The organism is uncultured Sphaerotilus sp. (genome assembly GCF_963924895.1).
Classification (GTDB): Bacteria; Pseudomonadota; Gammaproteobacteria; order Burkholderiales; family Burkholderiaceae_C; genus Sphaerotilus.
Genome location: NZ_CAWURG010000049.1, coordinates 65,103 through 84,961 on the forward strand (window position 1 = coordinate 65,103; position 19,859 = coordinate 84,961).

Genomic DNA, 19,859 nt, shown 5'->3' on the forward strand with positions numbered 1-19,859 from the left:
ACCCGGTCGACTGCCACCCACCGTGACCCGAAGATCTGCCCGACATGGTCGTCCGCCCTGGCATCCAGGCTGGCGTCATCTTGCAGGCCACCAGGATGTGGCGCCCACCCCGGATGAAGCCATCGGACGAAACCAGGTTCGCCCTTGTCCCGTCTGGTCGTCGATGTCCGTGCGGACCTCGAACACTTCTGAACGCTTGAGCAACTGGCGCCAAGTCTTGCAGCGGTATTTCGAAGGCACTTCCTCGGGACAATCCGCCTGCATGGACTGGATCACCGGGCCGAGTACCGTCCACGCAACAGGATCAACTGCGCAGTGCTGAAGCAGACATTGCACAACCCGGGTCGATGGCCAGTGAATCTGGCCATCCGGAAAGACGCCCTCGCAAAACTGGTTCATGAACTCGGGGGAGCGCATCAACACCAGCAACTCTTGCCGCGCTGCATCAAAGGCGAGTGCTGTGGTGTGCAGCTCACGGAAATGTGCGTCCATGCGCCCGAAGCATTCATCGAGATGTCGATCCGCATCCAGGCATCCATCAACTGTCCAGATATCGAAACGCTCAAGGAAATGGTGAATCAGTGCGTTGCGCATCGTCACCATGCCGCGGAGGTTCGATTCGACGCCGGCAAGACCGCCGGAAGCCGTCTCGATGCGCAATTGCGTCCGGAAGAAAATTACGCCCTCCGGCTCGGGTTCTTCGTCCGGCTCCTTCGCCTCCTGCTCTGGTTCGGAGTGAATCCCGATGAACTCCTTCACCAGTTGGCCAAGGGTCTGATGCTGAAGGCGTTCGGTCGCCGCCTGCAGACTGGTCTGTGGCTGGGGTTGCCCTGGCTGCCAGCTTGTCTGGATATCCGTTGCCGGTAGTAGCGCCTTCAACAACTGTTCATATTGCTGAAGCCGAATCAGGCACCGCCCGAGCTTGCACTGCACCTCGCGATGCAAGTTATCGACGGTCTCTGCTGTCACTGGCACGCCGTCTGGTGCGCACGGCAGTACTGCAATCCACCAAACCGCCGCTCGTTGTTCCAGCAGAACTTCCCTTCCGAGTAGCTGATCTTGTCGCCGCAGGTCGCACAGATCAGGCGCTTGCGCGGCACCGGAGACAAGTGGGCCGCGACCGCGGGCGCGGGTGTGATCGGCGGCAACTGGATCGGTGCAACGGTGGGCGGAGGTGGTGCTGCCACCACGTCAGGACGCGGCGCCATGAACTCGGGCAAGGCCAGCAGTTCGACTGGTCTGTGCTGACGCCGGAGCTTTTGACCCCATTCGCGCACCGTCGATGGGCTGCGCATGTTGACCGCTGCGGCCAGGATGGCCAGCGGCCCCACTTCCTTCTCGATGAACCGCTCGTGCCATGCCCGGAACTGGTCCGCCTTGATGACACGGGACGTGTCGAACCGCTTCGCATCGGGTCGCTCGATCAGGGACTTGGGCGACACCAGCACGATGTGGTGGAAAGTGGGTTTCAGGCCGGCTCGCCCGGTGATTTCCATGCGGTCCAGCAGCTTCGCCAAGACCACCTCATGGCGCCGGCTCTGTTCCAGCGGGGACGGGATACCGTATCGCCGACGCCCGGTGTACTCGACGCTGAATTCGCCATGCTCGTTGATGTGCAGGTCACCACCGAAGTTCTTGGTTTCAAGCAGGTAGATATTCAGCGTGCGACCCAGGATCAGGTGATCGATCTGCGCCGTTTCTCCATCGACCACGAAGCGCAGGTCGTGCAGAACGGCATTGTTCTCGCTGTCGCACAGGTAATTGTCCACATAGTGAGCGGCGTCCCGCTCCCCCTCGATGCCCTTGCGCAGCCGGAACAACTCGTCGGACAACCAATCCTTCTGGCGTGTATCAAGCTTCGTGGACTGCTGGAGATCCAGCAGCAATTGCAGGCGTCTGGTCTTGTCGTCGGCTGTCTTGAGCAGCATGGTGGCCTCCCGGGTGAAACATCGTTCCCCCAGACTTTGCCAGATCGGGTGCCATCAACCGCTCAACCAGATCAAAACACCGCCACCGCCGCCCCGGCCACCCGCACCCCCAGCACCCCGAACCACGTCTTCCCGCCCACACTGACCCGGTCGAACGCCTGCTGCGTGTTGCCTTTGGCGTCCACGGCGGTCACCCGCAGGTAGTACGTGCCATCCGCCAGTTTTGGCACCAGCCACTCGGTCGCGCTCACGCCCGACTGCGACACGAGCACCGAGTTGCTGGCGAAGTCCGGCGCGGTGGCCAACTCGACGCGGTAGGTGACAGCGTCGCCCTGCAAGTCGGCCGAGGCGTCCCATTCGAGGCGGTGGCTGGTGCCGGCCAGCGTCACGGCCTGGAAGAAGGGCATCGGCGCGTCCATCCCGGCCAGGAAACGCTCGCGGTTGAGGAGGGGCGAGGCGGCGATGCGGGTGATTTCGGCGCGCCACTCGGCGGCGCGGTCGGCGGTGACACCGGGCAGCCAGGTGAGGTCGGGCGCCGCGGTGACATAGGGCGCCACCAGCGGCTGGTAGACCGCGAGCCGCGCCTGCAGGGCCGCTTCGCCGAGGTGGCGGGTGTACAGCTCCTCCACCGCCTGCTTCAGCTCGGCCAGCCGCTTCGGATCGGACAGGAAGCGCCGGTGCAGCGGCACCTCCCACCAGTTGGCCAGCGTCTTCTGCCACGGCGCATAGAGGCTCGCGTCAGCGACGACATCGGCCTGGTCCTCGTAGCCGAACGCGCCGTCGTAGTCCCAAGGCAGGAAGTAGAACTTGTCGCTGCCCTTGGGCTGGTAGAGCGCGAAGTTCTGCGACAGGGTGTCGCGGTTGCCCATGAGCACGGCGGTGGCGAGCCAGGTGAGGTAGTTGCTGCGGTCGAAGTACTGGTCGAAGATGGCGGCGAAGTCGGTCGCCGGGTCGTTCAGCGCCGTGAGCATCGCGCGCAGGCGGGTGTGGTCGCCGCTGTCCGCCTCCAGCGAGAGCACCCGCTCGAAGGCCACCTTGTCCACCGGCGCCCCCGCGGCGGTCAGCGCCAGCCGCGCATCGGGCTGGAAGCGGAAGTCCTCGGCCTTGTAGAGGTTGCCGTCGGTCGGCAGGCCGCGGTTGGCGAGGTACTCCTTGCCCATCTTCTCGACGTGCGTGAAGAGGCCGAAATCGGCGCTGGCGTACGCGACACCCGCCTTGTCCTGGTTGGTCAGGTTGAGCCGGACGAACTGGGTGCGCAACGAGGGCACATGCGGGATGTCGCGGAACAGGTCCATCGCGAGCTTGTTGCGCACGCGGGTCAGGTCCCAGGGATGCTTGTTGAACTGCAGCGTCTGCTCGCCGCGCCACAGCGGCGCGGTCTTGAGCAGCTTGACGCGGTAGGACTTCTGCGCCCCCAGCCGCGACGAGCTGCCGCGCAGGCGGATCGTGGCATTCAGCGGCTTGGCGTCGTCGGGGTAGCCGTCGAGCACGAGGTGGGCGTCGATCTCGGGTTCGAGCGCGTCGTTCGGGTCGATGTCGGCATTGACATCGGCGAAGGTGGCGGTGGCCGTGTCGCGGGTGATGACGGTGCCCTGCAGGACGGTGTCGGTCAGCGCGGCGTAGGTGCGCGGATCGTCGAGGACGGCTGCGGCTTCCTGCGTGGCGAACACCGAGGTGGCGCTGGGTGGAGGCGTGACGGGGGGTGTGACGACGGGCGTGCTGCCGCCATCTGCAGATGGCACCGACTCACCGCCACCACCACCGCAGGCCACCAATCCAGCCACAGCCACCCCGAGCAGGACCGGCCAGCGCCAGCCCTGGACGCGGCCCGCAACCGCGTGCCGTGCGATGTCGGTCGGACCCTTGCCCATGTGCTGCTCCTTCAGGAAGGCACATCATGGGCCGAGTGGGTACCCGGAAGGGCACCAGCTGGCAGAAGGGTTAATCAGCGCTTCAGGTGGCGGCCCATTTCACCAGCCCCCGCACATCGTCCTCGGCCATCTCGCCCGGGATCACCTCGCGCAGCACGCCCTGGCGGTCGATCACGCAGGTCACCGGGTAACTGCGCCGGGCGGTCAGCACGGCCCGCAGCGGGGCGGCGTCCATCGTCACGGGGAAGGTGTAGCCCTGGCGTGCGAGATAGGCCTCGACCGGCGCCACCTCGCGGTCCAGCGCCGCGCCGATCACGGTCAGCGGCAGCGCGCCGATGTGGCGCGCGAGCTGGTCGAGCCGCTGGTTGTGGCGCTGGCAATAGCCGCAGTCGGTGGCGAAGAAGGTCACCACCACCGCGCGGCCGCGCAGCTGTTCGGCCGCGACGGTGCGCCCGTCCAGCAGCCGCACCGTCGGCCACGGCACCATCTGGCCGACCGGCGTGGGCGTGGGCGCAGGGGCCATCGCCGCAGCCGCCAGCGGCCCCAGCACCCAGGGCCCGGCCAGCAACTGCGCACACACCCGGCGCCGGTCCGGGCCTGCGCCGGTTCTGCTTCGTCTGCGGTCTGTCGTCATGCGCGTCGCCTCCACACCCGAGTCTCCGGGGAAACCATTAAATTCGTATGCAGTGATATTCGAGACACTATAGCGCTGAGTTCAAAGCCCCGAGGAGCGTGTCCCATGACCCGACCAAGCGTCTCCATCCGCTGGCTGAGCGGCGTGCTGCTGTGCAGCGCCGGCCTGCTGTCCACCCCCGCGGCACACGCCAAGGATCCGGAACGACTGCGCCTGCGCGCCCTGGCCGCCACCTGCGCGCAGTGCCATGGCACCGACGGCCGGGCCGTGCCGGGTGAGGCACTGGTTCGTCTGGCAGGCCTGCCGCAGGACTACCTGCTGTCCCAGCTGATGGCCTTCCGGTCCGGCGAGCGCAAGGCGACGGTGATGCACCAGATCACCAGGGGCTACTCCCAGGAGCAGCTCGAAGCGCTGGCGAAGTACTTCGCCGCCCAGACCGCTCAATAAACCGAGGAGCCCCACACCATGCAACGCAGACATCTCCTCCAGGGCCTGATCGCCGGCGGCTCGCTCGGGCTGGCCGGTTGCGCCTCGCTGCTCGACCGCCCCTCCGCCTCCAAGGCCAAGGTGCTCGTGGTCGGCGGCGGATTCGGCGGCGCGACCGTCTCGAAGTACCTCCGGCTGCTGTCGGACTACAGCATCGACGTGGTGATGGTCGAGCCGAACCGGCAGTTCGTGTCCTGCCCGGTGTCGAACCTGGTGATCGGCGGCCAGCGCCAGATGGCCGACATCACCAACCCCTACAGCGGGCTGAGCGACAAGCACGGCGTGCGCATCGTCCACGACCTGGTCACGTCGGTGGACGCGGTGAAGAAGACCGCCACGCTGGCCGGCGGCACCGTCGTGCAGTACGACAAGCTGGTGATGGCGCCCGGCATCGATTTCATGTGGGAGCAGACCGAGGGGCTGAAGGCGGCCAACGCCTCCGGCCAGATCCTGCACGCCTGGAAGGCCGGTGCCGAGACGGTGGCGCTGCGCCAGCAGCTCGAGGCGATGCGCGACGGTGGCACCTGTGCCATCACCATCCCCGAGGCGCCCTACCGCTGCCCGCCCGGCCCCTACGAGCGCGCCAGCGTCATCGCCGCCTACTTCAAGAAGGCCAAGCCTCGGTCCAAGGTGCTGATCCTCGACGCCAACCCGGACGTGACCTCCAAGGGCCCGCTGTTCAAGAAGGCCTGGGCGGAGCTGTACGGCGGCATGGTCGAGTACCGGCCGCAGCACAAGGCGGTCGGCGTCGATGCGAAGACGCGGACCGTGAAGTTCGACGTCCAGGAGGATGTGAAAGCGGACGTGCTGAACGTGCTGCCGGTGATGCGGGCCGGAGCGCTGGCAGCGAGCACCGGGCTGGCCAACGCCAACGGCCGCTGGTGCCACGTCCACTTCCTGAATTTCGAATCGACCGCGGCCAAGGACATCCACGTCATCGGCGACGCGATCCAGGTCGCCCAGGGCATGCCCAAGTCCGGCCACATGGCGAACTCGCAAGCCAAGGTCACCGCCGCGGCGATCGTCGCCGAGCTGCAAGGTCTGGAAATCAACCCCCACCCGATGCTGACCAATGTCTGCATGAGCTTCGTCGACGATCTGCACGTGATCCACGTCGCCAGCGTCCACGAATACCAGGCGCCCAAGCAGAGCTTCTTCACCATCGGCGGCTCGGGCGGGGTGTCGGACGTGCGCTCCGATCTGGAAGGCCGCTACGCCGACGCCTGGGCGAAGAACATCTGGGCCGACATGCTCACCTGAGGCTGACCTGCATCAAGTTCGGCACTGCGGCCGGGCTGCATCATCGCCGTCTTATATCAGTCATCAACGATGTTGAACGATGGAGACGGCGATGCTGGAATCGCTCATGGCCCGCCTGGGCGAGATGTGGACCGTGACGCTGGCCGGCGCGGTCATCGGCCTGCTGTTCGGCTTCTTCGCGCACCGCTCGCGCTTCTGCCTGCGCTCGGCGGTGATCGAGTTCTCCCGCGGCACGCAGGAGGGCAAGCTCACCGTCTGGCTGTTCACCTTCTCCACCGCGGTGCTGCTGACGCAAGCCTTCATCCAGCTCGGCTGGCTGGACGTCAGCGGTGCACGCCAGCTGGCAACGCGCGGCAGCCTGTCGGGCGCGGTGGTGGGCGGGGCGCTGTTCGGCGTGGGCATGGTCCTGGCGCGCGGCTGCTCCAGCCGGCTGCTGGTGCTGGCGGCGCAGGGCAATCTGCGGGCGCTGCTATCGGGCCTCGTGTTCGCGGTGACGGCGCAGTCGGCGCTGTCGGGGCTGCTGTCGCCGCTGCGCGCGGTGGTCTCCGGCTGGTGGACGGTCGAAGGCGGCGCCGCCCGCGACATCCTGGCGCTGACCGGCGTCGGCCACGTGGGCGGGCTGCTGTTCGGCGCGGTGTGGCTGGCCGCGGCGCTGGTCTGGGCGCGGCGGCAGCGGGTGCGCTTCTGGAGCTGGTTCGGGGCGATCGGCGTGGGCGTGGTGGTGGCCTGTGCCTGGCTGCTGACCTGGGCGATGTCGCGGCAGGCCTTCGATCTGATCGTGCCGGTGCAGAGCCTGTCCTTCACCGGCCCGGCCGCCGACACGCTGATGCTGGTGCTCTCGCCGCCGGGGCAGCCGCTGAAGTTCGACCTCGGGCTGGTGCCGGGTGTGGCGCTGGGGTCCTTCCTGTCGGCGCTGCTGTGGCGCGAGCTGAAGCTGGAAGGCTTCCAGGGTGGGCAGGCGATGCGCCGCTACATCGTCGGCGCCATGCTGATGGGCTTCGGCGGGATGCTGGCCGGTGGCTGCGCGGTGGGCGCCGGGGTGTCGGGGGCGGCGGTGTTCACGCTGACCTCGTGGGCCACGCTGTCGGCCATGTGGGGCGCGGCGATGCTGACCGATCGGCTGCTGGACATGCCGGAAGAGGCAAAGCGGCCCGTCCCCCCCATGCGTCCGCACGGGGATCCCGAATTGAGTGCGGGCTACGCGCGGCCCTGAGAAGCGTCGAAAGGAAGGCCGGATTCCGTGTCGTCTTTTCAGGAACGGGCGACCGGCAATCGCGCCACCATGCGGACTCCCTGCAGGAGTACCCCATGAAAATGCGCACCCAGATCATCACCTTCGGCCTGGCCGGCACTGCGCTGGCGGCCATGGTGGGCGGTATGGGCCTGCGGACCAATGCCAGGCTGGGCGATCAGCTGGATGTGACGGTCGTGTCCAGTGCCGCGCTGCAAGCCAGCCAGCAGGCCTACATGATGCACGACGCCATCCGCGGCGACACCCTGTTCGCTCTGGTCGGCGCACTGCGCAACGATCCGGACTCGCTCGGCCAGGCCGAAAAGGGACTCGCGGAGCACGCCCGGATCTTCCACGCAGCGATGTCCAGGCTGGCGACGCTGTCGCTCGACCCAGCCAGCCAGACGGCGCTGAAGCAGGCGCAACCCGTGGTCGACCAGTACGTCGATGCGGCCCGCAAGATGCTGGCGCTCGTCAGGTCCGATCCGCAGAGCGCGGTGGCCGCCTCCACGGCGCTGCAGGCCAGCTTCCTCGAACTCGAACCGAAGCTGGCCGCCCTGTCGGCCGGCATCGCGGACACCGGCGACCACCTGAAGGCCGACGCGGCCCACAGCATCGCGCGGACCCGCTGGGTCGTCATGGCCGCCCTGGCCGCTGCCGCCATCGCCATGATGCTGGCCGCGTTCTGGCTCGCGCGGCGCATGACCCACCCGATCACGCTGGCGGTCGACGCGGCCCACCAGCTCGCCGAGGGCAACCTCACCGATCAGATCCGCCCGGAGGGCAGCGACGAGTCGATCCAGCTGCTGCAGGCGATCCAGAAGATCCAGTCCAGCCTGGGGCGCATCGTGCACGGTGTGCAGTGCAGCGCCGAACAGGTCGCCAGCGCCAGCGTGCAGATCGCGCAGAGCAACAACGACCTGAGCCGACGCACCGAGGACCAGGCCAGCGCGCTGGAGCAGACCTCCGCCACGATGGAGCAGCTCGGCTCGACCGTGCGCCACAACGCCGCCAACGCGCAGCAGGCCAATCAGCTCGCGCAGGGCGCCTGTGACATCGCCAGCAAGGGCGGCGCGGTCATGGCGCAGGTGTCCGAGCGCATGCAGGGCATCAACGCCAGCTCGGTCCGGATCACCGACATCATCTCGGTGATCGACGGCATCGCCTTCCAGACCAACATCCTGGCGCTCAACGCCGCCGTCGAGGCCGCCCGCGCCGGCGAGCAGGGCCGCGGCTTCGCGGTCGTGGCCACCGAGGTGCGCAACCTCGCGCACCGCAGCGCGACGGCCGCCAAGGAGATCAAGCTGCTGGTCACCGGCAGCGTCGAGCAGGTCCAGCAGGGCAGCACGCTGGTCGAGGAAGCCAGCCGCACGATGGAGCAGATCGTCACCTCCATCCAGCAGGTCAACCAGATCATGGCCGAGATCAGCACCGCCAGCGCCGAGCAGAGCCAGGGCGTCAGCCAGGTCGGTCAGGCCGTGACCCAGATGGACACGGTCACGCAGCAGAACGCCGCGATGATCGAGGAGAGCGCCGCCGCCGCCGACCTGCTCAAGGAGCAGGCACAGCAGCTGGTCGGCGCAATGTCGGTCTTCCGGCTGGGCAACAGCACCGGTCTGCTCAGGGCTTGATGTAGGCGTAGCCCTGGAGCTGCAGCTTCGTCAGGCGGACAACCCCCGACGGGGTGAAATCGGCTTCCTGGATGAACTGCTCGCGCTTCAGGTTGCGGGTCTTCAGCGTGATCTCGCAGACCTCGAAGGCCACGCCGCGGCTCTTCAGCGCCGACACCGTGGCGTCGAAGGGCACGTCGTTGCGGTCCTTGGCTCCCTCCATCAGGAAATCGATCCCCTGCGCGTGGGCCACCACGGTGATCTTCGCCGTGGGATCGGTGTCGAGGTGGTTGCGCACATTGCGCAGCGCCCCCAGCGCCTGCGTGGCGGTGTCGCTGACGTGGTAGACCACCTTGTCCTGCGCCATCGCGGCCAGACTGGCCAGCGAGAGCACCGCAGCGGCGAGCATCGTGTTGAACTTCATCGCATGTCTCCTGTGTTCATTCAGGCGGCGAGTCCGGGGTTGCCGCCCACACCCACCAGCTTTGGCGTGTTGACGGTACGTGCCTTGACCCGCCCGCCCTGCCCCTTCAGCCAGGTCTCGACCACGTCCCACACCGGCTTGTTGCCCGCCTTGGCCGCGTCCTCGGACACCGGCGCCCAGCCGGCGACGTTGTAGCGCTTGCCGGCCTCGACCGCCTTGCCCTGCAGGCGCATGTCGCTGATGCGGCTGCCAGCCTTCTCTCCAGGGGTCATCGTGTACTGCAGCCCGCCCACGCGCACCATGTCGCCGCCCTGCTGGTAGTAGGGGTCGGGGTTGAACAGGTTGTCGGCCACGTCCTCCAGCACCGTCTTGAGCATCTCGCCGCTCATCTGGGTCACGGTCGCGTAGGGGTAGGTGATGGCGAGCTGGTCCATCATCCCCTCGCGCGTGATGACGTCGCCCGGCAGCAGCGTCGTGCCCCAGCGGAAGCCGGGCGAGAACGCGATCTCGGCGCCCTGCACCTCCATCAGCGCATCACAGATCAGCTGGTCCCATGAACCGTTGAAGTTGCCGCGCCGGTACAGCAGGCCGTCGGTGACCCCGAGCTTCTCCGCCAGCTTCGCCTCGTACGGCGCGCGGACCTTGGTGATCAGCGCGTCCATCGCCGGATCGGCCTTGAGCTGGTTGGCGAAGATCGGCATCAGCCGGTAGCGGAAGTCCACCACCTTGCCGCCCTTCACGTCGAAGTCCATCACGCCGAGGAACTTGGTGTTCGAGCCGGCGTTGGTCACCAATGTCTTGCCGCCCGCATTGCTCACCGGCACCGCCACCGGCACACCGTCGTGCGTGTGGCCACCGAAGATGGCGTCGATGCCGCGCACCCGGCTGGCCATCTTCAGGTCGACGTCCATGCCGTTGTGGCTGAGCACGACGACGACCTGCGCGCCCTTGCCACGGGCCTCGTCCACCATCGCCTGCATGTTCTCGTCCTGGATGCCGAAGGCCCAGTCGGCGACCATGTAGCGCGGATTCGCGATCGGCGTGTACGGAAACGCCTGGCCGATGATGGCGCAGGGCACGCCGTTGATCTCGCGGATCACGTAGGGCTTGAAGACCGGATCGCCGAAGTCGTTGGTCTTGACGTTCTGGGCAACGAAGTCGAGCTTGCCCTTGAAGTCCTTCTCGACGATCTCCTTGACGCGCTCCATGCCGTAGGTGAACTCCCAGTGGCCGGTCATCACGTCCACGCCGAGCAGCTTGCAGGCGTCGACCATGTCCTGCGCATTGGTCCACAGCGACGTGGCCGAGCCCTGCCAGGTGTCGCCACCGTCGAGCAGCAGCGCGCCGGGGCGGCTGGCCTTCAGCTGTTTCACCAGCGTCGCCAGGTGCGCGAAGCCGCCGACCTTGCCGTAGCGGCGCGCCGCCTTCTCGAAATCGAGGTAGGTGAAGCCGTGCGCGAGTGCAGTGCCTGGGCGCACACCGACGTACTTCAGCAGGTGTTCGCCGACGAGGTGCGGCAGGTTCCCCTGCATCGCGCCGACGCCGAGGTTCACGCTTGGCTCGCGGAAGTGGATCGGCTTCAGCTGCGCATGGCAGTCGGTCATGTGCAGGAAGCTGACGTTGCCGAAGGTCGGCACGTCGTACAGGCCGTGCTGCGCCGTGGCCGCATCCGCGTCCGCGTAGCGGCCCAGGCCCATGCCGGCCACGGAAGCGGCGCCGAGCACCTGCATGAAGTCACGTTTGGAGAGATTCATGGATCAGCAGTCAGTGATATTTGCGGTGGATGCCCGCTGGCGCGGGCAGGTCGGAACTACTGGTTGACCGGCGACTTCGGGTCGAGCAGCAGCGCCATCACGTGGCGGATCTGCGCCTCGTCGAGGATGCCCATGTGGCCGAAGCGCGGCATCTGCGAACAGGCGCTGTAGGCCCGCGCATTCCACAGCTTGGTCCAGGTGTACTCGACGATCGGCCGGGCGGCGTCGCTGGCCGGGTCGCTGACACCGCGCAGCTTGCCGTAGTTGTAGAGGCTCGGACCGATGGTGCCGAAGGAGATTTCCTTCTTGTCGATCTGGTGGCAGTTGTAGCAGTTGCCGCCGTTGACGGTCTTCGCGTCATCGGTGTAGGTCAGCCCGCGCCCGCTCTGGGCGATGGCTTCGCCGAGCTTCCAGTCGCCCAGGTACTGGCCGTCCGAGGGGGCCTTGACCGCCTTCAGGCTGGCCTCCTCGATGGCCTTGGCGGCGGCAGCCGGCAACTCCTGGCCGAGCGCCTTCGAGCAGGCCTCGTTGGCCGCGTCCTGGTTCAGGCGGTCCACCTTGGCGATGCCTTCGTCGCGGAAAGCGCTGCGGATCACGGCCACCGCATCGCGGTCGAGTTCCTCGGGCGACGGCCCGGTGGCGCAACCGACGGTGATGGCCGCCACGGCCACTGCGCTCAGCGCGAACGCCATCTTCTTGAACGTGTTCATGCTCTGTTCCTTGGGTTCAAGCTCAGCGTGACTCAACGCTTGAGGGCGGGCGCCACCGAGGCGGCCCCCTTGGCGTTGACCCCCATGTAGGTCGCCAGCGCGATCGTCAGCTCCGAGCCGAAGCCGGGGTACGGGAAGCGCTGCTGGCGGAAGCAGTCGTTCAGGCGCAGCTGCATGCCCCACATCTGGCCATTGCTGACCCGGTAGGCCGGCCAGGCCGCGAAGCCGACGCCGTCGCCGGGGTTCTTGGTGAGCTGTGGCAGGTCCTGCAGGCGGATGCGCTTGCCCTCCTCGCCATGGCAGGTGGCGCAGCTGAAGTCGTGCGGGCCGCCGCGGTAGAAGAAGGCCCGCTGGCCGACCGCGTACATGCGCTTTTCCTGCGCATGGTCCTGCGGCAAGGCAAAGCGCAGGCCCTTGGACTCGGCGGCGATCCAGGTCGCCAGCGCCGTGACGTTGTTCTGCTCGCCCTTGCCGAAGGGCGTCTTCGCGATCTCCGCGCCGTTGAAGCCCTGCAGCGTCTCCATGCAGCTCACCAGGCGCGACTCCAGGTCCTGTGACCGGCCGGTGTCCTTGAAGTAGCGGGGCAGCTCGACAAACGCCCCCTTCACCACGCCCGGCCCCTTGCCCAGGTCGCACTGCTCCAGCGAGACGTTCTTCGGACCGCGCTTCTGTTTCCACAGGTCCTCGCCCTTGGCCTCGAACAGCTCGGCCGGGTTGCCGTCGGCCAGCATCGCGCGGTATTCGGCGATGCCGTCGGCAGCGGATTTTTCCTGCGCCATCAGCGGCAGGGCGCAGGCCAGCAGGACGCTGGCGATGGTGGTCTTGTTCATGGTCTCCTCGGTCTCGTCGGTCTCGTCGGGTGTGGAAACGCCGACAGCCCCCTGCTTGCGCGGAGGCCGTCGTGGTCGTTCAGACTGCCATGCGCAGGAGGACTCAGCTCACCGTGGCTTCGTCGCTGCGCTTGTCGCCCTTGTTGTCGGTCCAGCCCACGCTGACCTTGTCACCGGCCTTGGCGCCCTTGATGTTGAACTGCAGGAAGGGGTTCTTCGACACCGAAGGGCCCCACTGCGCGGTCATCACCGTCTTGCCGTTGAGGGCGGCGGTGACTTCCTGGATGTACCAGGCGGGGATCACCTTGCCGGCGGCGTCCTTGCGCTGGCCGGTTTCCATCTCGTGGCTCATCAGCACACGCACGGTGGCCTTGTCGCCGGAAACTTGTGCGCGGATGCGCATCGGATCTGCCATGTTCTTCTCCTGGTTGATCAGCCGCCGCAGCCGCCGAGGGTGACCTTGACTTCCTTTTGCGCGAACAGCACCTTGCCGTCGTTCATGACCGCCACCGCCATCACGTTCGACGACTGGCCCATCTTCACGCGGGTGTTGAAGTTCGCGTCGACCGCATCGCTCACGTCGAAGGCGGCGCACAGCATGGACGGGTTCTTCTCGACCAGGATCAGCATGCGCTTGACGCCCGGCAGGGCCGTCGAGCAGCCCACCGGCACCACGGCGCCGTTCTCGGCGATGTCCGGACCGGTGATGGTGATGTCCTTGCTTTCGGTCGGCGTGGAGATGCCGAGGGACTTGGTCAGGTCGGCCATGGTCTTGGCCTCGAAGGCGGCAGCGGCGTACTCGGCCTGTGCCACGGCGGGCAGCAGGCCCAGGCCAGCCAGCATGGCGGCCACGCCAGCACTGCGGCTGAGCATTTCGCGACGGGTTTGCATCGTGGAACTCCTAGGTGAATTCATACAGGGCGCCTCAGTTCTTGGCGCCATTGATCAGCCATTGGCCGATCATACGGGCCTCGGTATCGGACAGGGACTGCGGCGGCATCGGGATTTGCCCCCACACGCCGCCGCCGCCGGACTTGATCTTGCCGGCGAGGTAGGCGACGCCATCGGCTTGACTGCCGTACTTGCGGGTGATCTCGCGGAAGGCAGGGCCGACCAGCTTGCTGTCGACCGCATGGCACGCGGTGCAGCTGTATTTCTGCAGCAAAGCGGACACCGTCGGTGCGGACTCGGCCTTGACCGGGGGCGGAGCGACTGGCGCCGCGACCGCGCTGCCAGCCGGTCGGGTCGTGTCGGCGCCATGCTGCGCACCCACCATGCGGTTCTGTTCCGCCAGATTGCCGTGGTTGTTGCGGGCGTATTCGGGCAGGAAGGAGGCGACCTTGGGCTCGGCCTCGCAGTTCGTCATGCAGGCCACGGCCTTCACGTCGGGCTTGCCGGCGGTCTTCATCGCCTTGCCCGGCCACAGGCCGTGGTCGAGCGTCATGCCGTTGCGGTTGGGCATGCGGGCCTGCACCTCGGCGATGTTCTTGTCCGACATCACGTAGTTGTCCGGCACCACACCGCCCATGTTGAGCAGGTAGGCCGTGACCGCGTAGACCTCGTCGGTCTTGAGCGACTTCGGTGCGGGCCACGGCATGGCGCGGTTGATGTAGTCCCACAGCGTCGAGACCGTGGCGACCTTCATCAGCGTGGTGCGGCCGGGAAAGGAGGTGTCGTTCAGCTTGGCGACACGGCCCGTCCTGATGTCCTCGGCCGTGGTGCCGCCGACCAGCGGGCTGAACACCTCGTTGGACTCGCCGAACACGCCGTGGCACTGCGCGCACTTGCCTTCCCAGACGTCCTGGCCCTGGGCGACCGACCCCGACCCCTTGGGCAGGCCCTTGAAGTCGGGACGCACGTCGATGTCCCAGGCGGCAATTTCCTTCGGCGTCGCCGGCCGGCCGATGCCGGGCATCGCCGACTGCGCCAGCGCAGCGCCGGACAGCAGGACCAGCGTGGCCGCGACGACCAGATTCAGACGTTCACGAGAGCTGGACATTCTTCACCTCCCCGCTTTCCTGCACCAGCCAGGTCTGGACGGCGTTGTTGTGGTAGATCGAGCGCGTGCCGCGCACGGCACGCAGTTGCCGGTAGACCGGTTGCACGTAGCCGGTCTCGTCGGTGGCGCGGCTCTGGATGAGCGCGGGCTTGCCGTCCCAGATCCAGTCGAGGTTGAAGCGGGTCAGCGCCTTGTTCTGCACGGGGCCTTCGAGGCGCGCGGTGCGCCAGTTGCGGCCACCATCCACCGAGACATCGACCTTCTTGATCCGGCCCTTGCCCGACCAGGCCAGCCCGGAGATGTTGTAGAAGCCCTTGTCGAGCAGCACCTGACCACCCGAGGGTGTCGTCACCACGCTCTTGCACTCCTGCAGATTGGTGTACTGCCGGTGCAGGCCACCGGGCACCAGGTCCATGTAGTGGACGGCCTCGTCCTTGGCGGCGTAGGGCGCATCCCCCACCTCGATGCGGCGCAGGTACTTGACCCAGCTCACCCCCTGGACACCCGGCACCACCAGCCGCAGCGGATAGCCGTTCTCGGGGCGCAGCATCTCGCCGTTCTGCCCGTAGGCCACGAAGACCTCGCCCGACTCGACCAGCTCCATCGGGATGGTGCGCGTCATCGACGAACCGTCGGCACCCTCGCCCAGCACGTAGCGGGCCTTCTTGTAGTCCACGCCGCACAGGTCGAACAGGATCTTCAGGGGCACGCCCGTGAACTCGCTGCAGGAGACCATGCCGTGCGTGTACTGCACCGTCGGCACCGCGACGTTGCCCCACTCGACCGCCGTGTTGGCACCGCACTCGATGAAGTGGAAGCGCGACACCGACGGCAGCCGCATGATCTCGTCCATCGTGAAGACCCTGGGGGTCTTCATCAGCGTCGGGTCGGAGCCGTTGAGCATCAGGCGGTGCTTGCTCGGGTCGACGTCCCACCAGCCCTGGTGGTGGCGCTCGAAGTGCAGGCCGCTGGGCGTGACGATGCCGAACAGCGACTGCAGCGGCGCGAACGACACCGAGGCCTGCGTGGTCTGCGTCAGACCCGGGCTCTGGCGGCGCTGGACATTGCGCTCGAACTGCGAGGGCAGGCCATAGCCGTTGTTGGCCGCGACGCCCTGCCCCAGACCCATGCTGTGCGCGGGCAGGTTCAGGATGTTCGGGTCACCCCCTTCGCTGGGCACCGGATTGGCCTGCGCCATCACCAGCGGCGCCGCACCGGCGGCTGCGGCCCCGGCGAAGGCACGGCGGATGAAATCGCGCCGGCCGGCCTTGGCCTCCTGGAAGACGGTGCGCACACCGGCCGGGTCCAGGAAGTTCTCGGGCGCCTTGATCAGGCGACCGAAGCGCGAACCCGTCACCGGGTCGTTGCGGTCATCGGATGGATCGTGGGACACGAAAAAGCTCCTCTTCAAATCTTCGAACCGTCGCGCACAGCCTCGCAGAGCACCTGCACGCGGTCATTGGCAATCCGGTACCAGACCTGTGCCCCCACCCGCCGCCGGGCCAGGATGCCGCAGCGGTAGAGCGTGGCCAGGTGCTGCGACAGGTTGGGCTGGCTGGCCCCGACCCGCTCGGTCAGCTGGCCCACGTTCTGTTCGCCGTCCAGCAACTCGCAGACGATGCGCAGCCGGACAGGCGCCGAGAGCAGCCCGAACAACTCGGCTGCCAGCTCGAAGACCCGATCGCTGTCGGAAGTCCCGGAAGCACTCACAAAATCCGTCCTGCAGTCTGTTTGACTATTTAGATATAAGCACAAACGGATGTTATGGAATTTTTCTGACCCGGGCCTCAGTAGAAACACGGAGACGCCCGAGAAAAACGGCCTGCGTTCCAACCATGCTGCGGTCAGAACGCCTCTTTCTCCGCCTCCAGGTAGGCCAGGCTGACGTACTTGCCGATGTTGGTGTCGAAGCCCGCCATCGTCGTCCCCCGGACGGCCACGCGCGGGTCGCGCAGCACCAGGGCCTTGGCGGACGCCAGGTCCCGCCCTTCCTTCACGGCCTGCACGCAGGGCTCCCAGATCCCGGCGAGGAAGCGGCCGTAGGTCTCGAGCAGGTCGCGTCCCGGCTCACCATGGCCGGGCACCCAGAGCTGGGTGCCGGTGGCCGCCTGCATCGCGGCGTAGTACTTGAACGTGCCCGGGTACGAGCCATCGTCGAGGTTGGCGATGCGGTTCGTCATCGCGATGTCGCCGACATGGGTGATCCCGTCCTCGACCACCTGCACGCACAGGTCAGACGGGGTGTGCGCCGTGCCGTGGTGGTGCATCACCAGCGTCACGTCGCCGAAGCGCAGGCGCTCGCCGGGCGTGACCGGGCGGTTCGGCACCACCACCTCGGTGCCCGCGGTGGCCTGGTTGGTCCAGCGCTCCATCAGCGAGCGCCAGGTGCTGCCCTCGGTGCCACGGATCTGCGCGATGGTGTTCGGCAGCGCGTGGATGGGCAGATCGGCGCCGAAGGTCTGGGCGAAGGCGTGGTTCCCCAGCCAGTGGTCCCCGTGGTAGTGGCTGTTGAAGACGGCGACCACCGGCTTCGGCGTCACCGTGCGGATCATGCGGATCGCCATCTCGCCGATCTGCAGCGAGGCGCCCGAGTCCAGCACGACCACGCCGACCGAGGTCACGACGAAGACCACGCTGGCCATCAGGCCGCGGTTCTCGGGGGTCGGGAAACCGTCGCGGGCGTAGATCAGCCAGACATGCGGGCTGAGCTGGCGGGGCGCGACGTCGGCCACGGGCGGGCCGACCAGGAAGTCACCGACCTGGGCCGCGAAGAGCGCGCCCTCCGGCCCCGCCACCAGCCCCAGACCGAGGGCACCGGCCCCCAGTCCCAGGCGACGCAAGGCCATCCGGCGGCTGGCCACCGTGGTGTTCGAAGGTGCAGCGGGACGCGGCGCAGGCGGCTGAGGCAGGGTCATCGGAGTCTCCGGCGAATGGCTGAACCCCGGCGTCGGGATCCATCTAAATATCGTTATTGGCTGATATTATGGCGCTCACCTTCCTGCCGCACAACACGAGAAAGTTGCCCATGGGCTGGTTCAATCGCACACCTTCTACCTCCGCCGCGGCCACCGTGCCGGCCACCGAACAGCTGATCGATGTGCGCAGCGAGGGCGAATTCGCGGGCGGCCACATCGACGGCGCGCTCAGCCTGCCGCTGGACCAGCTCGCGCAGACCATCGCCCGCGCCGTGCCGGATCTGGCGACCCCGCTGCTGCTGTACTGCCAGTCGGGCATGCGCTCGGGCATGGCCTGCCAGCTGCTGCAGCAGCTGGGCTACACGCAGGTCCGCAACGGTGGCGGCGTGGGGGTCCTGTCGATGCAGCTCGGCCGGCCGATCAGGCGCGGGCCGGCTGGCCGTTGACCTCGCGGACCTTCTGGATGAAGTCGGCGGCCGGCAGCGCCGGGCTGCACAGGAAGCCCTGGTAGCAGTCGCAGCGCAGCGTCTGCATGGCGACGCGCTGGTCTTCAGTCTCGACGCCCTCGGCCACGACCCGCATGCCCAGGCTGTGCCCCAGCACGACCAGCGCCCGCACGATGGCGGTGTCGGTGCGGTCGCCGGGGGTGCCCTTGACGAAGGAGCGGTCGATCTTCAGCTCCTGCACCGGGAACTGCTTGAGGTAGCTCATCGAGGAGTAGCCGGTGCCGAAGTCGTCGATCGACAGCTCCACGCCCAGTGCCCGCAGCGCGTGCAGCTTGGCCGCGGTGGCGTCGACGCGGTCCATCAGCATGCTCTCGGTGAGTTCGAGGATGAGCTGCTTGGCCGGCACACGGTGGCGCTGCAAGGCGTCCCGGGTGATGTCGAGCAGCGTGCCGGACACGACGCTGTGCCGCGCCACGTTCACCGCCACGCGCACCGCCAGCCGGTGCTCGGCCCGCCACTGCGCCAGCTGCGCGCAGGCGCGCTGGATCACCCATTCACCGATCTCGACGATCAGCCCGCACTCCTCCGCGATCGGGATGAAGCGCCCCGGCGCCACCAGCCCCAGCGTCGGGTGCTGCCAGCGCAGCAGCGCCTCGGCGCCGACGATGTGGCCGGTGCGCAGGTCGACCTTGGGCTGGTAGTGCAGCACCAGCTCGTCGCGCTCGATGGCGCCGCGCAGCTGCGTCTCCAGCAGCAGCCGCTCGACCGAGACGGTGTTGATCTTCTCGCTGTAGAACTCGACGCCGTTGCGCCCGCTGGCCTTGACGTGCTGCATCGCCACGCCGGCATTGCGCAGCAGCGAGGCGTCGTCGGCCCCATCGTCCGGGAAGATCGAGATGCCGATGCTGGGCGTGAGGTAGACGTCCTGTCCGTCGACATGGAAGGAGCGCGACAGCGCGTCCAGCACCTGCCGCGCCACCCGGCCCGCCGCCTCGGGCGCCGGAATGTCGGGCATCAGCAGCGCGAACTCGTCGCCGCCCAGCCGCGCCAGGAAGGGCGTGTCGCCCAGGCGCTGGCCGAGCAGGCTGTGCGTGGCGCGGGTGGTCTGGCGCAGGCGCTCGGCCACTGCCGCCAGCAGCAGGTCGCCGGTGCCGTGGCCCAGGGTGTCGTTGATCTGGCGGAAGCGGTCGAGGTTGAGGTGCAGCAGCGCCAGCGTGCCGCGGCTGTAGCGGGCGCGCACCAGCCCCGCCTTGAGCTGCTCGACGAAGACGCGCCGGTTCGGCAGGCCGGTGAGCGGGTCGTCGTTGGCGAGCCGGTCCTGGTAGACCTTGAAGGCCAGGCTGTTGCGCACGCGGATCTTCAGCTCGCTGGCGTCCACCGGCTTGGACAGGAACTCGGTCGCGCCCAGCTCCAGCGCGCGCAGCTTGCTGGCGGGGTCGCTGGCCGCCGTCAGCACGATCACCGGCGTGTAGCGCAGCCGCTCGTCCAGGCGGATCAGGCGCAGCAGGTCGAAGCCGTTCAGCTCCGGCATCATCAGGTCGAGCAGGATCAGCCCTGGCCGCTGCGCGCGGGCGATCTCCATGGCCTGCAGCGGATCGTGGACCGCGACGAAGCGGGTGTAGCCGGCGTCCTCCAGATAGGCCTGGGCGACGTCGGTCATCATCGGTTCGTCGTCGACCATCATGATGGTCACATCCGACAGCGACGGCTGGGACGGCTGGGACGGGACGAGCGGGGCGGACGTTTGTAGTGCAGACATGC

The 19,859-nt window shown here is 67.6% G+C and carries 20 protein-coding genes; 5 read left to right on the plus strand and 15 right to left on the minus strand.

Annotated features, from left to right (window positions below; genetic code table 11):
* Positions 1 to 75 precede the first annotated feature (75 nt).
* The 4 genes from AABN02_RS18025 to AABN02_RS18040 all read right to left on the minus strand — a co-directional run bounded on the left by AABN02_RS18025 (position 76) and on the right by AABN02_RS18040 (position 4,433).
* On the minus strand, positions 76 to 969 hold the full coding sequence (locus AABN02_RS18025; protein WP_338416290.1) for a hypothetical protein: 894 nt from the start codon (positions 967 to 969) through the stop codon (positions 76 to 78).
* On the minus strand, positions 966 to 1,928 hold the full coding sequence (locus AABN02_RS18030; RefSeq protein ID WP_338416291.1) for a nuclease-related domain-containing protein: 963 nt from the start codon (positions 1,926 to 1,928) through the stop codon (positions 966 to 968). The genes AABN02_RS18025 and AABN02_RS18030 overlap by 4 nt, the downstream gene beginning before the upstream one ends.
* Before the next feature lie 71 nt (positions 1,929 to 1,999).
* Positions 2,000 to 3,799, minus strand: a complete 1,800-nt coding sequence (locus tag AABN02_RS18035; protein WP_338416292.1) for a CotH kinase family protein — start codon at positions 3,797 to 3,799, stop codon at positions 2,000 to 2,002.
* Between the two features lie 82 nt (positions 3,800 to 3,881).
* Positions 3,882 to 4,433 (minus strand): TlpA disulfide reductase family protein, encoded by a 552-nt coding sequence (locus AABN02_RS18040; protein ID WP_338416293.1) that lies wholly within the window; start codon positions 4,431 to 4,433, stop codon positions 3,882 to 3,884.
* Between the two features lie 105 nt (positions 4,434 to 4,538).
* Between AABN02_RS18040 and AABN02_RS18045 the strand changes: the two genes are divergently transcribed.
* The 4 genes from AABN02_RS18045 (at position 4,539) to AABN02_RS18060 (ending at position 9,041) form a co-directional block, all read left to right on the plus strand.
* Positions 4,539 to 4,880, plus strand: coding sequence for a c-type cytochrome (locus AABN02_RS18045; protein ID WP_338416294.1), 342 nt, complete (start codon positions 4,539 to 4,541; stop codon positions 4,878 to 4,880).
* A gap of 18 nt (positions 4,881 to 4,898) precedes the next feature.
* Positions 4,899 to 6,179 carry an FAD/NAD(P)-binding oxidoreductase gene (locus tag AABN02_RS18050; protein WP_338416295.1) on the plus strand — a complete coding sequence of 427 codons (1,281 nt, stop codon included), beginning with the start codon at positions 4,899 to 4,901 and terminating at the stop codon, positions 6,177 to 6,179.
* Positions 6,180 to 6,270: 91 nt separating this feature from the next.
* On the plus strand, positions 6,271 to 7,392 hold the full coding sequence (locus AABN02_RS18055; protein WP_338416296.1) for a YeeE/YedE family protein: 1,122 nt from the start codon (positions 6,271 to 6,273) through the stop codon (positions 7,390 to 7,392).
* A 95-nt stretch (positions 7,393 to 7,487) separates the two neighbouring features.
* Positions 7,488 to 9,041 (plus strand): methyl-accepting chemotaxis protein, encoded by a 1,554-nt coding sequence (locus tag AABN02_RS18060; protein WP_338416297.1) that lies wholly within the window; start codon positions 7,488 to 7,490, stop codon positions 9,039 to 9,041.
* Here the strand turns inward: AABN02_RS18060 and AABN02_RS18065 are convergent.
* The 10 genes from AABN02_RS18065 to AABN02_RS18110 all read right to left on the minus strand — a co-directional run bounded on the left by AABN02_RS18065 (position 9,031) and on the right by AABN02_RS18110 (position 17,652).
* Positions 9,031 to 9,444 carry a DsrE family protein gene (locus AABN02_RS18065; protein WP_338416298.1) on the minus strand — a complete coding sequence of 138 codons (414 nt, stop codon included), beginning with the start codon at positions 9,442 to 9,444 and terminating at the stop codon, positions 9,031 to 9,033. The genes AABN02_RS18060 and AABN02_RS18065 overlap by 11 nt on opposite strands.
* Positions 9,445 to 9,464: 20 nt before the next feature.
* Positions 9,465 to 11,198 (minus strand): thiosulfohydrolase SoxB, encoded by a 1,734-nt coding sequence (soxB, locus tag AABN02_RS18070; protein ID WP_338416299.1) that lies wholly within the window; start codon positions 11,196 to 11,198, stop codon positions 9,465 to 9,467.
* Positions 11,199 to 11,254: 56 nt separating this feature from the next.
* The gene (gene soxX / locus AABN02_RS18075) at positions 11,255 to 11,908 is read right to left on the minus strand and encodes a sulfur oxidation c-type cytochrome SoxX (protein ID WP_338416300.1); all 654 of its coding nucleotides are present in this window, start codon (positions 11,906 to 11,908) and stop codon (positions 11,255 to 11,257) included.
* Between the two features lie 32 nt (positions 11,909 to 11,940).
* Positions 11,941 to 12,738, minus strand: coding sequence for a sulfur oxidation c-type cytochrome SoxA (soxA, locus tag AABN02_RS18080; protein WP_338416301.1), 798 nt, complete (start codon positions 12,736 to 12,738; stop codon positions 11,941 to 11,943).
* A 103-nt stretch (positions 12,739 to 12,841) separates the two neighbouring features.
* On the minus strand, positions 12,842 to 13,153 hold the full coding sequence (soxZ, locus tag AABN02_RS18085; protein WP_338416302.1) for a thiosulfate oxidation carrier complex protein SoxZ: 312 nt from the start codon (positions 13,151 to 13,153) through the stop codon (positions 12,842 to 12,844).
* Between the two features lie 17 nt (positions 13,154 to 13,170).
* Positions 13,171 to 13,629, minus strand: a complete 459-nt coding sequence (soxY, locus tag AABN02_RS18090; RefSeq protein WP_338416303.1) for a thiosulfate oxidation carrier protein SoxY — start codon at positions 13,627 to 13,629, stop codon at positions 13,171 to 13,173.
* A 34-nt stretch (positions 13,630 to 13,663) separates the two neighbouring features.
* Complete coding sequence (locus tag AABN02_RS18095) at positions 13,664 to 14,737, minus strand: c-type cytochrome (protein WP_338416304.1); 1,074 nt, start codon at positions 14,735 to 14,737, stop codon at positions 13,664 to 13,666.
* On the minus strand, positions 14,721 to 16,130 hold the full coding sequence (soxC, locus tag AABN02_RS18100; protein WP_338416305.1) for a sulfite dehydrogenase: 1,410 nt from the start codon (positions 16,128 to 16,130) through the stop codon (positions 14,721 to 14,723). The genes AABN02_RS18095 and soxC overlap by 17 nt, the downstream gene beginning before the upstream one ends.
* A gap of 14 nt (positions 16,131 to 16,144) precedes the next feature.
* Entirely contained in the window at positions 16,145 to 16,447 is a 303-nt protein-coding gene (locus AABN02_RS18105; RefSeq protein ID WP_338416306.1) for a metalloregulator ArsR/SmtB family transcription factor, read from the minus strand.
* A 134-nt stretch (positions 16,448 to 16,581) separates the two neighbouring features.
* A complete protein-coding gene (locus AABN02_RS18110) occupies positions 16,582 to 17,652 on the minus strand; it encodes an MBL fold metallo-hydrolase (RefSeq protein ID WP_338416307.1) in 1,071 nt (356 codons plus the stop codon).
* A 110-nt stretch (positions 17,653 to 17,762) separates the two neighbouring features.
* Here AABN02_RS18110 and AABN02_RS18115 point away from each other — a divergent pair, with 110 nt between their 5' ends.
* Positions 17,763 to 18,098: a rhodanese-like domain-containing protein gene (locus AABN02_RS18115; RefSeq protein WP_338416308.1), complete on the plus strand. Its 336-nt coding sequence runs from the start codon at positions 17,763 to 17,765 to the stop codon at positions 18,096 to 18,098.
* Here AABN02_RS18115 and AABN02_RS18120 read toward each other — a convergent pair.
* Complete coding sequence (locus tag AABN02_RS18120; protein ID WP_338416309.1) at positions 18,073 to 19,857, minus strand: EAL domain-containing protein; 1,785 nt, start codon at positions 19,855 to 19,857, stop codon at positions 18,073 to 18,075. The genes AABN02_RS18115 and AABN02_RS18120 overlap by 26 nt on opposite strands.
* Between the last annotated feature and the right edge of the window lie 2 nt (positions 19,858 to 19,859).

Coding starts and splice junctions, on each gene's coding strand:
- AABN02_RS18030 (WP_338416291.1), bottom strand. CDS start 1,928: ATGCTGCTCAAGACAGCCGACGACAAGACCAGACGCCTGCAATTGCTG.
- AABN02_RS18035 (WP_338416292.1), bottom strand. CDS start 3,799: ATGGGCAAGGGTCCGACCGACATCGCACGGCACGCGGTTGCGGGCCGC.
- AABN02_RS18040 (WP_338416293.1), bottom strand. CDS start 4,433: ATGACGACAGACCGCAGACGAAGCAGAACCGGCGCAGGCCCGGACCGG.
- AABN02_RS18045 (WP_338416294.1), top strand. CDS start 4,539: ATGACCCGACCAAGCGTCTCCATCCGCTGGCTGAGCGGCGTGCTGCTG.
- AABN02_RS18050 (WP_338416295.1), top strand. CDS start 4,899: ATGCAACGCAGACATCTCCTCCAGGGCCTGATCGCCGGCGGCTCGCTC.
- AABN02_RS18055 (WP_338416296.1), top strand. CDS start 6,271: ATGCTGGAATCGCTCATGGCCCGCCTGGGCGAGATGTGGACCGTGACG.
- AABN02_RS18060 (WP_338416297.1), top strand. CDS start 7,488: ATGAAAATGCGCACCCAGATCATCACCTTCGGCCTGGCCGGCACTGCG.
- AABN02_RS18065 (WP_338416298.1), bottom strand. CDS start 9,444: ATGAAGTTCAACACGATGCTCGCCGCTGCGGTGCTCTCGCTGGCCAGT.
- soxB (WP_338416299.1), bottom strand. CDS start 11,198: ATGAATCTCTCCAAACGTGACTTCATGCAGGTGCTCGGCGCCGCTTCC.
- soxX (WP_338416300.1), bottom strand. CDS start 11,908: ATGAACACGTTCAAGAAGATGGCGTTCGCGCTGAGCGCAGTGGCCGTG.
- soxA (WP_338416301.1), bottom strand. CDS start 12,738: ATGAACAAGACCACCATCGCCAGCGTCCTGCTGGCCTGCGCCCTGCCG.
- soxZ (WP_338416302.1), bottom strand. CDS start 13,153: ATGGCAGATCCGATGCGCATCCGCGCACAAGTTTCCGGCGACAAGGCC.
- soxY (WP_338416303.1), bottom strand. CDS start 13,629: ATGCAAACCCGTCGCGAAATGCTCAGCCGCAGTGCTGGCGTGGCCGCC.
- AABN02_RS18095 (WP_338416304.1), bottom strand. CDS start 14,737: ATGTCCAGCTCTCGTGAACGTCTGAATCTGGTCGTCGCGGCCACGCTG.
- AABN02_RS18110 (WP_338416307.1), bottom strand. CDS start 17,652: ATGACCCTGCCTCAGCCGCCTGCGCCGCGTCCCGCTGCACCTTCGAAC.
- AABN02_RS18115 (WP_338416308.1), top strand. CDS start 17,763: ATGGGCTGGTTCAATCGCACACCTTCTACCTCCGCCGCGGCCACCGTG.
- AABN02_RS18120 (WP_338416309.1), bottom strand. CDS start 19,857: ATGTCTGCACTACAAACGTCCGCCCCGCTCGTCCCGTCCCAGCCGTCC.